Below are 12,154 nucleotides of genomic sequence, written 5' to 3' on the forward strand. Positions count from 1 at the left end.
ATGAGTGAGATCGGGCTGCGGATGCTGGCGCGCGGGGACGAGGCCGTCGACGAGCTGAACTACCTCACCCGGACCAAGGGCGGCCAACAGCTGAAGTCGTCCACGATGGTGCTGCGGGACTCCACGGGCGCGGTGTTCGGCGCGCTCTGCGTCAACGTCGACGTGACCGTCGTACAGCAGGCGCAGGCACTGCTTGCCGGGATCGGCGGTGGTGCTGCGGCCCAGGCGCCGGCCACCACCACCTTCGGCAACGACATCGACTCCGTCGTCGAGGCCATCGTCGACGCCCATCAGCTGCGGCGAGGACGGACCTGGGTCCAACTCGACCGCGCGCAGCGGCTGGAGCTGTTCCGCAGTCTCGACGAGCACGGGGTGTTCGCCGTGCGCCGGGCCATCGAGCAGGTCGCCGCCCGGCTCGGTATCTCCCGGGCCTCCGCCTACAGCTACCTCGCCCAGGCGCGTGCCGCGACCGGCACCCCCGTCACTTCCGATCCCGCTTCCGATGGAGGAGCCGCGTGACCACCCCACCGCCCATCACCCTCGACGACGTCCTCGGCGCCGCCGCCCAGATCAAGGGCGTCGCGCACCGCACACCGGTACTGCGTTCGCGCACCCTCGACCAACTCGTCGGCGCCGAGGTGCACTTGAAGTGCGAGAACTTCCAGCGGATCGGCGCCTTCAAGTTCCGCGGCGCCTACAACGCGGCCTCCCGGCTGACGCCCGGGCAACTCGCGCGGGGCATCGCCGCCTACTCCTCCGGCAATCACGCCCAGGCCGTCGCCCTCGCCGCCCGGGAACTCGGCACCACCGCGGTGATCCTCATGCCCGAGGACGTCCCGGCCTCGAAGCGGGCCGCCACCGAGGGATACGGCGCCGAGGTCGTCACGTACGACCGTTACAGCGGCGACCGGGTCGCCATCGGCGAAGCCCTGGCCGCCGAGCGTGGACTCTCCCTCATTCCGCCCTACGAGCATCCGCACGTCATGGCGGGACAGGGCACGGCGGCACTCGAACTCGTCGAGGAAGTGGGGGAGTTGGACGCCGTACTGGTGCCCGTGGGCGGCGGCGGGCTGATCGCCGGGACGGCCACCGCCGTCAAGGGGCTGCATCCGCGCACCCGGGTGATCGGCGTCGAACCGGAGGCCGGGGACGACACCAAGCGGTCCCTGGAGGCGGGCCGACGCGTGTCCATCCCGGTGCCGCGCACCATCGCCGACGGCCAAGCAGCCGATACGCCGGGCGAGTTGACCTTCTCTGTGAACCAACGACTGGTCGACGAGATCGCGTTGGTCAGCGACGAGGAGATCAAGGACGCGATGCGCTTCGCCTTCGAGCGGCTGAAGATCGTCGTCGAACCCAGCGGTGCCACCCCACTGGCCGCGCTCCTCGCCGGGCGCGCGGGCCAACTCCCGAGCCGGGTGGGGATGATCGTCTCGGGTGGCAACATCGACAGCGAGCGGTTCGCCCTGTTGTGCGCGAGCGGCTCTTCATGACTCCGTCCCGCATCTGAGGGTTCCCCCGATTGGCGCTCTCGGGTGGACAGGAAGACGATGGAGGGGTGGGGCACGGCCCCCGCCGGAGCGCCGGTGCCGTTCAAGGATGCCGGGAGACGGAGACCGGCCCCGGCCGTGCTGTGCGCGGCCGGAATGGAGGCAGCCGTCATGCTGGAAGTGAAGACGGTCGACAAGCCGGACGAGCGGCGTGACTTCCCCAGCGGCCACCTCGAAGCCGTGCACCTCAGCGGACTCGACTTCGCCGTGGGTACCTTCGAACCGGGCTGGCGCTGGTCCGAGTCGGTGGCTCCGATCGCGGGCACCGAGAGTTGCCAGATCCATCACAACGGTTACGTGGTCCAAGGGCGCATGCATCTCCGTATGGACGACGGAGGCGAGGGTGAAGTCGGCCCTGGCGACGTCTTCGTCTGCCCGCCCGGGCACGACGCCTGGGTCGTCGGCGATGAACAGGTGATCGTGTACGACTTCGCCGGTGCCATGGCCACGGACTACGCGAAGGCCAAGTGACCGATCCGTACGCGCCCGGCGGCACCGCACCCGCCGGGCGCGTACGTCACGCCTCGTACCGGACGACCTGCCCCTCGGCGTACGCGACGGCCTCCGTATGCCCGAACAGACCCGGCAGCCCGCCCGTGTGCACGAACACGGTCCGCTCGCCCGGCCTGATGTCGCCGTCCTGGACGGCCGCGATCAGGCCGGCCATCGCGCGTCCCGTGTACGTCGGGTCAAGGACGAGCCCGGCGGTGCGGGCGGCGAGGGTAAGGGCCTCGGCGGTGGGTGCGGTGAGCGTGGCGTAGCCGCCGCCGATCTGGTCCCGTCGTACCCGTAGTCCCTCGGGTGAGGCCAGTCCCGCGAACTCGCTTACGGCGGGGGCCGGTTCGGGCAGTGCGCCCACGTCGACCCCGAGGACCGCCTCCGTACCGAGCGAGACCACCAGCCCCGCCATCGTGCCGCCCGAGCCGAGCGCGACGACGGCGGTACGGAGATCGGGGAGCTGTCGGCGCAACTCCTCGCCGCAGCGCACATAGCCGCGCGCCCCGAGCGCGCTGGACCCGCCGAACGGGATGAGTGCGGGGCCGGCGCCTGCCTTGCGCAGCTGCTCGCAGACCTCGGCCGCCGCCGCGTCCAGTCCCGCCTGGTCCACATCGCCCGCCCAGGCGATCCGCGCGCCGAACAGTCCGGCGAGGGCGAGGTTCCCCGAGCGCGACACACCCGGCGATCCGCGCAGCACCAGCACCACGTCCAGACCCAGCCGCGCTCCGGCGGCCGCGGTCAGACGGGCGTGATTGCTCTGCGGGGCGCCTGTGGTGACCAGGGTGTCCGCGCCCTCGGCGAGCGCCGCGCCGACGGTCCACTCCAGCTTGCGGATCTTGTTGCCGCCGCCTCCGAGGCCGGTGAGGTCGTCGCGCTTGATCCAGAGGTCGTCAGAGCCGAGCCCGATCGCGGTGGCGAGTCCCGGGGCCGGTTCGACGGGGGTGGGGAAGGTGGCCAGTTCCACGTGCGGGTCGCTGTGCGGGTCGCTCATGGCGTACATCATCGCGCGTTCCGGCGGCCGATCCGCCGGCGGGCTTGCTCATGGAAACCGATCGGTTTACTCTGGCCTGGATAAGGAAACGTATCGGTTTCCCTGTCTCTTCGTCTCAGCTCAGGAGATCCCCATGACGAACATCGAAGGTTCCGTCGTCCTCGTCACCGGCGGCAGCCGCGGCATCGGCCGGGCGCTGGTCGAGGCGCTGTACGAGCGCGGCGCGAAGAAGGTCTACGCCACCGCCCGTGACCCGAAGACCGTCACGCACCCGGACGCCGTGCCGCTGGCCCTGGAGGTCAGCGACCCCGCCTCCGTAGCGGCGGCGGCAGAGCGGGCGCAGGACGTCACGATCGTGATCAACAACGCCGGCGCGTCCGTGAACGCGAACTTCCTGGACTCGCCCGTCGAGGACGTCCGCCGCGAGTTCGAGACCAACTTCTACGGCCCCCTGCTCGTCACCCGCGCCTTCGTGCCGATCATCGAGCGCAACGGCGGCGGCCACATCCTCAACGTCCACTCGGTGCTGTCGTGGCTCGGTGTCCTCGGCTCCTACAGCGCCTCCAAGGCGGCCCTCTGGTCACAGACCAACTCCCTGCGCCTGGACCTGAAGCCCCGCGGGATCGACGTCACCGGACTGCATGTCGGCTACGTCGACACCGACATGGCCGCACACGTCGACGCGCCCAAGTCCACTCCCGAGAGCGTGGCCGCACAGGCCCTCGACGGCATCGAGTCCGGCGCCTTCGAGGTACTGGCCGACGACCTGACCCGCCAGGTCAAGGCCGGGCTCTCCGCCGAAGGCGGCGCCCTGTACCCGCAGTTGGCGGCCTAGCCCGACCGGGGGCCTTCGGATTGACCGTCAGATCGGCAGCAACCGGCCGACCAGCGCGCTGACTTGCTGCGCGTTCCGGCACTCGTGCATCTCGACCAGCTCCGCGTACTCGGGTGCGGCCGAGTCGCCGGTGCCCCACTGCGCGCGCTGCTCGGGGTTCAACCAGTAGACACGGCGGGCCCGTTGGGTGATCTGCCGGACGGCCGGGAGGTTCGGGTCGCTCATGTTGGTGCGGGCGTCACCGAGCACGAACACGGTCGTACGCGGGCCGACCGCGTCGCCGTACCGCTCCGCGAACTCGCCCAGGGCGACGCCGTAGTCGCTGCTTCCGTGCCAGCCGGTGAGGGTGGCCTCGTCGCGGATGCGGGTGCCGAGGCCCTCGGGGTCGGCCGTGCCGTGCACGAGCAGCGGCGTCACCTCGTCGAGGCGGTTGACGAAGGCGAACACGCGCACCTTGCTGAACTGGTCGTGCAGCGCCTGCACCAGCAGCATCGTGAAGTCGGAGAAGCCCGACACCGAGCCCGACACATCGCACAGCAGCACCAGTTCGGGCCGGACCGGCCGGCGCCGGCGCAGTACCGGCCGCATCGGCACCCCGCCCGTGGACAGCGAGCCGCGCAAGGTGCGGCGGAGGTCGATCGTGCCCCGGGAGGCGCGGCGGCGGCGCGCGGCGAGACGGGTGGCCAGCTTCCGGGCCAGCGGCTGAACCGCCCTGCGCAGTTCGGCCAGTTGGGCCCGTCCGGCGAACAGGAAGTCGACGCGGTCGGCCGTCGGCGCGATCGCGCGCCGGGCGATCTCATCGCGGCCGCGCCGCTCGGCGACCCGGCGCCGCGCCTCCACGGCGACCTGCCGCCGGAACCCCTCGATACGCTGCCGGATCTCGTCGTCGAGCAGCCGGTCGGTGAACCCGGACTGCCCACCCTCCGCCCGGATGCTCGTGCGCACCCGGGCCAGCAGCGTCTGCGGTCGCAGCCACTCCAGGGTCTGGTGCGACGACCAACCGTCCGACGTGGGGGAGTTGCCGTATCCGCCGAAGCCGTCGACGGCCTCCGCCGCCAACTGCCCCATCAGCGCTCGGTCGTTGGCAGCCAGCGCTGCCGCGAGCCGGTCGCGGAGGTCCTCGCGGTTGGTGGGCTCGCCCTGCGGTGCTCCGACGCCGCGCGGGAAGTAGAGGTCGAAGACCGGGTCGAACACCGGGCGTTGGGCCGTCCCGTGCAGCAGCGTCGCGGCCAGTCCCTCGCGCAGCAGCTCACGGTCCGTGAAGCCGAGCGCCTCCATGGCCATCGCCGCGTCCACGGTCTCGCCGGTGCCGATGCGCAGACCGTGTGCGCGCAGCGCCCCGACGAGGCCCGTCAGCCGCTCGGTGACACCGGCGGCGGTCACACCGCGTCCAGGTCGAGCTTCGCCGCCGCCCTCAGGATGTCGTCCTGGTGCTTGAGGAGTACGCCCAGAGTGTCCCGTACGACCGTCTCGTCGAGGGTGTCGGCGCCGAGCGCCAGGAGGGTGCGGGCCCAGTCGATGGTCTCGGCCACGGACGGCACCTTCCGCAGCTCCATCTCGCGCAGCGCGCCGACCACCCGGACCACCGACTCGGCCAGCGCCGCACCGAGGCCCGGCACCTTCAGCCGTACGATCCGACGCTCCAACTCCTCGTCGGGGAAGCCGATATGGAGGAACAGGCAGCGGCGGCGCAGGGCCTCGGAGAGTTCGCGGCTCGCGTTCGAGGTGAGGACCACGAAGGGGCGGCGGGAAGCGGTGATCGTGCCCAGCTCCGGGACGGTGACCTGGAAGTCGCTGAGCACCTCCAGCAGCAGACCCTCCACCTCGACGTCCGCCTTGTCGGTCTCGTCGATCAGCAGGACCTTCGGGTCGTCGCCGCGGATCGCCGTGAGCAGCGGGCGGGGGAGCAGGAACTCCTCGCTGAAGATGTCGGTGCGGGTCTCGTCCCAGCTCTCGTCGCGGCCCGCGCTGATGCGCAGCAGCTGCTTGGCGTGGTTCCACTCGTACAGCGCCCGGGACTCGTCGACGCCCTCGTAGCACTGGAGGCGGACCAGCTTGGCGCCGGCGACCTCGGCGACGGCCTTGGCGAGTTCGGTCTTGCCGACGCCGGCCGGGCCCTCGACGAGGAGCGGCTTGCCCAGGCGGTCGGCGAGGAAGACCGTCGTGGCGACCGCGGGTGACGCCAGGTAGCCGGTCTCGGCGAGGCGTGCGGCGACTTCGTCGACGGAACGGAACACGGGGCCTCCGGCGGATCGCGAGTGGTGCGTCGGTGCGCAGCCAACATATCTAAGCGCTTGTTCAGCTTCACTGTCACCCGGGACCAGGCGCCTGCGCAAGCTTGTATACCGATCGGTTTCCTGTTCCTTTCGGTGCGGTAACCTCGGAGTCTGGCCACGGCAGGGCATGGCCGAACCCGGCGGATTTGGTGCGGCCTGCGTAGACGCGAGGAGGGGGCAGCCGCCGTAGCGACTGCCCCAACCGAACCGGCCGAACCCGGCCCAGTGCGGCCCGACCGGATCCAACCGGAACGTCCGTCGTATTCACGCGGCCAGTGCCACCGCCTCCACCGCTGGTGTGCGGAGCACGCGCCGGGCCGTCAGCAGACTTGTGCCCAGCGTTACCGTCGCCGCCACCGCTGCGACCGTCAGCCAGATTCCGAGTCCCTGGTGCGGAAGTACGGAGTGGGTGCGGACCATGGTGAACGGGATGATGCCCGCCAGTGCGGCCGCCGTGCCGGTCAGGATGCCGGTGATCGCGAGGATCGCCGTCTCCGTGCCGACCGTGCGCAGCACCTGCCCCGGAGTCGCGCCCGCCAGGCGCTGGCCGCCGAACTCGCGGGCGCGGTAAGTCGTCGCCGCGTAGAGGGAGTTGACCAGCATCACGCAGACGAAGACCACGATGATGCCGACGACTGTGAAGTTGAGGGTCTCCAGGTTCTTCGCGTCCACCGACTTCGTCAGGCCCGAGGCCCGCACGGCGTCGCTCTCCACCGCCTGCATGTACAGCGTCGCCGTGGACACCGCCGTGAACAGGATCAGCGACATCAGGATCCCGGCGAGCTGATCGGCCCGCTCACGCAGGTTGCGGACCGCCAACCACCCGCTCGCGCCCGTCAGTTGGAGCCGGTCGAGCAGGGCCTTCAGCAGACGTGGTGCCAGCAGGGCGAGGCCGACCGACAGCAGGATCGCGCCGTACGCCGGGGCCGCCATCAACGCCGCGTCCGTGGCGGAGAAGGCGAAGGTCGACGTCACCGACACCACACCCGCGACCAGCGCGGCGTAGGCGAGGAACGTCCGTGCCCGGCCCTGCCGCCGCTGCCCGCGCGTCGCCCGCCGTACGGCCAGGAACGCGGCGCCCGCGGCGGCCAACAGCGTGATTCCCAGGCCCGATTGGAGGGCGAAGGGGCCGAAGGTGTAGTCGACGGAGCGAGCTACCTGACCGCTGTCCTTGAATGCTCCGAGCAGGGCCCGTCCGCCGAGCATCGCGGGACCGACGGCGAGGATCGCACCCAGCAGCGCGACGGCCACCGCCTCACCCACGACCATCCGCTTGAGCTGCGCCGGGGTCGCCCCCGAGCAGCGGAGGGTCTCCAACTCCCTCGACCGTTGACGGACGTTGACGGTCAGTGTCGACGCGACGGCGAAGAACACCAGCAGGGTGCCGTAGCCCCCGACGACACTCGCCGACGTGGACAGAGTGTCGGCGCTGACCGAGTCGATGCCGTGCCGATTCGCCGTGTCCTGAAGGGAGTTGAACGTCATGATGATCGCCGCGCCCAGGAACGCGGCCAGCAGAGTCGCCAGGAACCGCCCCGGCCGCTGCCGGATCGAGCGCATCGCCAGTACGAACATCGCTCACACCCCCGCCGTCACGTCGTCGCCCAGGTGCGCGAGCCGCTCGGCGACCGCGTCGACGGTCGGCGCGTGCATCCGTCCGGCCAGCCGGCCGTCCGCGAGGAACACCACCGAGTCGGCGTACGAGGCCGCGACCGGGTCGTGCGTCACCATCACCACGGTCCGGCCGTGCACCCGCACCGCCTCCTGCAACAGCAGCAGCACCCCCCGCGCGCTGCGCGTGTCCAGAGCGCCGGTCGGCTCGTCCGCGAAGATCACCCGGGGTTCGGTGATCATCGCGCGGGCGATGGCGACCCGCTGCCGCTGACCGCCGGACAACTGGTCGGGCCGGTGACCGAGCCGGTCGCCGAGACCGACCGAGGCCAGCACCTCCTGTGCCCGCCGCCGGTCGACACGCCGCCCCGCGAGCTTCAGGGGCAGCACGGTGTTCTGCGCGACGGTGAGCGTGTCGAGGAGATTGTACTGCTGGAACACGAACCCGATCCGACTACGCCGGAACCGCGTCAGCTCCGCCTCGCTCCCGCCCGTCATCTCCGCGCCGTCGACCATCACGATCCCGCTGTCCGGCCGGTCGAGCCCCGCCGCGCACTGCAACAGCGTCGACTTCCCGGACCCCGAAGGACCCATCACCGCCGTGAACGTCCCGCGCTCCAGGCTCAGCGTGACCCCGTCCAGGGCGGTCACGGCACTGTCGTCACGGCCGTAGGTCCTGCTCACCTTGACCAGCCGCAGTGCCTCGGCGGCGGGTCCCTTGTCGTGCGTCCGTCGTGCGGTGCGAAACATCGCCATCACCCTCCGTGCGGCACGCCCTGTGCCTCACCAACGACGCTACGGAGAGAGCCGGTTGCGCACATTGGGCGCAGAACCCGTATCGCGGGGTGTACTCAGCGACACCCCCGAGGCCGGGTTCTCAGGGGATGCTGTGACAGGGCTGTGACCGGAGGTATGGCTTCCGCCACAGCGGTTCCGCCCCCGTCTTGATCGACTCTCCGGATGCCGAGAAGGATGCCGAGAGGCGTGTACGACACCGTGCTGGTCGCGGTGATGGGGCTCCTCGCCGGGGCCTTCATCTGGACGGTCGCGGACATGGCGTACGACGATCCCGCCGCCGGACTGTCGAAGCCGGGCCCGGTCTGTCCGCACGAGGGCATCCGCGTCACGGCCGGACCGGTGAACCCCGCGATGGGCCTGCGCGCCATGGACCTCACCCTGGAGAACTGCGGCACCCGCGCCTACCGCGTCGAGGGCTACCCCGAGATCCGGCTGCTCGACCGCGACCAGCAGCACGTCGCCGGCGTGTCGGTGACCCACGGCAGCGGCGGTATCGCCGCGGTGACCGGATTCGACGCCCCGTCGGACGCGGTGACGCTGGCCCCCGGGGAGCGGGCCTCCGCCGGTCTGCTGTGGCGCGACACCACCACCGGCTTCGACACCGCGGCCTACCTGCCGTATCTGACGGTCGCGGCCCGGTCCGGGGCTCTGCCCGTCCTCCTGTCACCGGACGGCGGCTTCGACCTCGGGACGACGGGCAGGCTCGGCGTCGGACCGTGGCGTAGTGCCGGAGGCACCCGATGACGGACCGGAGCACCCCTGCCGACGGCTTCCCGCAGCGCGTTCTGCGCCGCGGGCGCGCACACCGACGAGCCGACGCCATCGCGTGCGGGCTGCTCGTCGGCCTGGACGTCCTCCTCGTCGCGGTGATCCTCCTGCTCGGCAGCGACGGCGTCTTCACCGCGGACTGGATGGGCTACGCAGGGGTCATGGACTCCACGGGCTCCTCCTACCAGTACCACTGCGTCGTCTTCCTCTGCCGGGTCGAGGCCGTGACCGTCGCCCTGGCGATCGCCTGCCGCCTCTGGACCACGGCCGCCACCCAACTCGCGGTGCTCACGTCCGCGGCGGCCTTCGTCGCCTCCCTCTCCACGTACTGGAACCCCTGACCGACCGCCCGTACGGGTCACCAGAACGCGCCACCCCCGGCCCCGCCCGATGCAATGGACCTGTGACCGCGCCCCCGGACGACTGCCTCGCCCGCAACGAGTGGATCTGCGGTGAATACCTGAGCACCCGCCGCCACATCCTCGTCGACGCGGTCGTCCAGCACCTCCAACTCACCGCGATCTCGGTGCTGATCGGCCTGGCGATCGCGCTTCCGCTCGCGGTGGCGGCCCGCCGCTGGGGCTGGGCCGCAGGACCGGTGCTCGGGGTGACGACGATCCTGTACACGATCCCGTCCCTGGCGATGTTCTCGCTGCTCCTGCCCGTCTACGGCCTCTCGGCCACCCTCGTCGTCGCCGGGCTCGTCCTCTACTCACTCACCCTGCTCGTCCGCAACATCCTCGCGGGCCTGCGCGCCGTACCCGAAGAGACCCGACGGGCCGCACGCGGCATGGGCTACGGCCCGATCCGCCTCCTTCTCACCGTGGAACTGCCCCTCGCGCTCCCCGCCGCGATGGCCGGCCTGCGCATCGCCACCGTCTCGGCGGTCTCGCTGGTGACGGTCGGTGCGATCGTCGGCTTCGGGGGGCTCGGCAACCTCATCTACGCGGGCATGAACACCTACTTCAAGGCACAGGTGCTCACCGCGTCCGTGCTGTGCGTGGTGATCGCGATCGTCGCCGACCTGCTCCTCCTGCTCGTGCAACGGCTGATCACCCCCTGGACGAGGGCGGTGCGCGGATGAACACCCTGACCGACGCCTGGCACTGGCTCACCGACTCCGCCCACTGGTCGGGCGACGACGGTATCTGGCACCGGCTCGCGCAGCACCTCGTCCTCACGGTCGTCTGCCTGGTCATCAGCTGCGTGATCGCGCTGCCGGTCGCCCTCGTCCTGGGCCACCTCGGAAAGGGCGGCGCGCTCGCCGTCAACATCTCCAACATCGGCCGCGCGGTCCCCACCTTCGCCGTCCTGGTCCTGCTGCTCCTGACCCCGATCGGCAAGTGGGGCGAGGGGCCCACGGTCGTCGCCCTGGTCCTGTTCGCCGTACCGCCGCTGCTCACCAACGCGTACGTCGGCATGCGCGAGGTCGACCGCGATGTGGTGCGGGCCGCGCGCGGCATGGGTATGACGGGCCGTCAGATGCTGTTCCGGGTCGAACTGCCGCTCTCGCTACCGCTGTTGATGAACGGCGTACGGATCGCTGCCGTCCAACTGGTCGCCACCGCCACGATCGCCGCGCTCGCGGGCGGCGGCGGACTCGGCCGCATCATCACCGCCGGCTTCAACCTCGCCAACACCGCACAGGTGGTGGCCGGGGCGGTGCTCGTCGCCGTGTTCGCACTGCTCGTCGAGGGTGTCTTCGAGGTCGCCGAACGACTGGTACCCCGGTGGGCGGGGAGAGCGCGATGAAGCGACTGCGCATGCGACGTACGGCCGTGGCCGGTCTTCTCCTCCTGGTCACCGGCTGCTCGACCGGGCCGTCCCTGGAGAACCAAGGTGCCGTCACCGCACCACCCGGCGACAGTCACCACCTCACCATCGGCTCGGCCGGATTCACCGAGAGCGACCTGCTCGCCCAGATGTACGCGCTCCTGCTGAACCAGGCCGGCTACAAGACGTCCCTGCTCACCGTCGCCAACCGCGAACTCTACGAACCCGCCCTGGAATCAGGGCAGATCGACGTCGTGCCCGAGTACGCGGCCACCTTCGCCGACTGGCTCAACGCCAAGACCAACGGCCCCGACGCACCGGCCGTCGGCTCACCCGACCTCACCACCACGATGAAGGCACTGCGCCGACTGGCCACGCCACGCGGCCTCACGGTCCTCGACCCCGGCAAGGCCGTCGACCAGAACGCCTTCGCGGTGGCCCGCTCGTACGCCAGGCAACACCACCTCAAGACCCTCAGCGACCTCGGCGCCTCGGGACTGAGGGTGCGGCTCGCGGCGGGCGACGAGTGTGTGCAACGGCCGTACTGCGAGCCGGGGTTGAAGAAGACCTACGGCATCGACATCACCGCCGTCGACCCGAAGGGCGTCGGCACGACGCAGGCGAAGAGCGCGGTGCGGAACGGCCGGGACCAGATGGTGCTGACCACGACGACCGACGCCACTCTCGACCAGTTCGGCCTGGTCCTCCTCAGCGACGACAAGCACCTCCAGAACGCCGACTACGTCGTCCCGGTCGTCAACCGCTCACGGGCGGGGAGCGAGGGCGTGACCAAGGCGCTGGGGAAACTCAATGACGTGCTTACCACCGCAGACCTCGCCTCCATGAACCAACAGGTCGACAGCTGGCGGCGGTTGGCGCAGGACGTGGCGCGGACGTATCTGAAGGACAAGGGCCTGCTGAAGTGAGGCAGAGGCGGAGGCGGGGGCAGGGGCATTGTCAGTGGTGGCTTGTACCTTTCGGGCATGGGTGTCTATCTCGTCGATGTCGACGCGCAGGAGTGGTTCAGTGAGGACACGGGGGAAGGGGGCATGGG

General features: G+C 70.8%; 14 protein-coding genes. 9 read left to right on the forward strand and 5 right to left on the reverse strand.

What is annotated here, in order from left to right; translation table 11 throughout:
• The 3 genes from AC31A1_RS34735 to AC31A1_RS34745 form a co-directional block, all read left to right on the forward strand.
• Positions 1–519: helix-turn-helix transcriptional regulator (locus AC31A1_RS34735; protein WP_489657126.1), on the forward strand; the 519-nt coding region annotated here is incomplete at its 5' end.
• The gene (locus AC31A1_RS34740; protein WP_489657127.1) at positions 516–1,493 is read left to right on the forward strand and encodes a pyridoxal-phosphate dependent enzyme; all 978 of its coding nucleotides are present in this window, start codon (positions 516–518) and stop codon (positions 1,491–1,493) included. The genes AC31A1_RS34735 and AC31A1_RS34740, both read left to right, overlap by 4 nt.
• Before the next feature lie 168 nt (positions 1,494–1,661).
• The gene (locus tag AC31A1_RS34745) at positions 1,662–2,021 is read left to right on the forward strand and encodes a cupin domain-containing protein (RefSeq protein ID WP_393756245.1); all 360 of its coding nucleotides are present in this window, start codon (positions 1,662–1,664) and stop codon (positions 2,019–2,021) included.
• Positions 2,022–2,067: 46 nt separating this feature from the next.
• Here AC31A1_RS34745 and AC31A1_RS34750 read toward each other — a convergent pair whose 3' ends face one another.
• Positions 2,068–3,039, reverse strand: coding sequence for a D-cysteine desulfhydrase family protein (locus AC31A1_RS34750; RefSeq protein WP_489657128.1), 972 nt, complete (start codon positions 3,037–3,039; stop codon positions 2,068–2,070).
• A 133-nt stretch (positions 3,040–3,172) separates the two neighbouring features.
• Between AC31A1_RS34750 and AC31A1_RS34755 the strand changes: the two genes are divergently transcribed.
• Entirely contained in the window at positions 3,173–3,874 is a 702-nt protein-coding gene (locus AC31A1_RS34755) for an SDR family oxidoreductase (RefSeq protein WP_489657129.1), read from the forward strand.
• 27 nt (positions 3,875–3,901) lie between these two features.
• Here AC31A1_RS34755 and AC31A1_RS34760 read toward each other — a convergent pair whose 3' ends face one another.
• The 4 genes from AC31A1_RS34760 to AC31A1_RS34775 form a co-directional block, all read right to left on the reverse strand.
• Complete coding sequence (locus tag AC31A1_RS34760) at positions 3,902–5,257, reverse strand: vWA domain-containing protein (protein WP_489657130.1); 1,356 nt, start codon at positions 5,255–5,257, stop codon at positions 3,902–3,904.
• A complete protein-coding gene (locus AC31A1_RS34765; protein WP_489657131.1) occupies positions 5,254–6,111 on the reverse strand; it encodes an AAA family ATPase in 858 nt (285 codons plus the stop codon). The genes AC31A1_RS34760 and AC31A1_RS34765 overlap by 4 nt, the downstream gene beginning before the upstream one ends.
• A 303-nt stretch (positions 6,112–6,414) precedes the next feature.
• A complete protein-coding gene (locus AC31A1_RS34770; RefSeq protein ID WP_489657132.1) occupies positions 6,415–7,725 on the reverse strand; it encodes an FtsX-like permease family protein in 1,311 nt (436 codons plus the stop codon).
• Positions 7,726–7,728: 3 nt separating this feature from the next.
• Positions 7,729–8,511, reverse strand: coding sequence for an ABC transporter ATP-binding protein (locus AC31A1_RS34775; RefSeq protein WP_489657133.1), 783 nt, complete (start codon positions 8,509–8,511; stop codon positions 7,729–7,731).
• 234 nt (positions 8,512–8,745) lie between these two features.
• On the opposite strand from AC31A1_RS34775, the gene AC31A1_RS34780 reads away from it, so the two are divergent.
• The 5 genes from AC31A1_RS34780 (at position 8,746) to AC31A1_RS34800 (ending at position 12,026) form a co-directional block, all read left to right on the forward strand.
• Positions 8,746–9,303, forward strand: coding sequence for a DUF4232 domain-containing protein (locus AC31A1_RS34780; RefSeq protein WP_489657134.1), 558 nt, complete (start codon positions 8,746–8,748; stop codon positions 9,301–9,303).
• Positions 9,300–9,668: a hypothetical protein gene (locus AC31A1_RS34785; RefSeq protein WP_489657135.1), complete on the forward strand. Its 369-nt coding sequence runs from the start codon at positions 9,300–9,302 to the stop codon at positions 9,666–9,668. The genes AC31A1_RS34780 and AC31A1_RS34785 overlap by 4 nt, the downstream gene beginning before the upstream one ends.
• A gap of 62 nt (positions 9,669–9,730) precedes the next feature.
• A complete protein-coding gene (locus AC31A1_RS34790) occupies positions 9,731–10,411 on the forward strand; it encodes an ABC transporter permease (protein ID WP_489657136.1) in 681 nt (226 codons plus the stop codon).
• Positions 10,408–11,079 (forward strand): ABC transporter permease, encoded by a 672-nt coding sequence (locus AC31A1_RS34795; protein WP_489657137.1) that lies wholly within the window; start codon positions 10,408–10,410, stop codon positions 11,077–11,079. The genes AC31A1_RS34790 and AC31A1_RS34795 overlap by 4 nt, the downstream gene beginning before the upstream one ends.
• Entirely contained in the window at positions 11,076–12,026 is a 951-nt protein-coding gene (locus AC31A1_RS34800; RefSeq protein ID WP_489657138.1) for an ABC transporter substrate-binding protein, read from the forward strand. The genes AC31A1_RS34795 and AC31A1_RS34800 overlap by 4 nt, the downstream gene beginning before the upstream one ends.
• Positions 12,027–12,154: the final 128 nt, after the last annotated feature.

This window comes from Streptomyces sp. P5F9 (assembly GCF_057961495.1).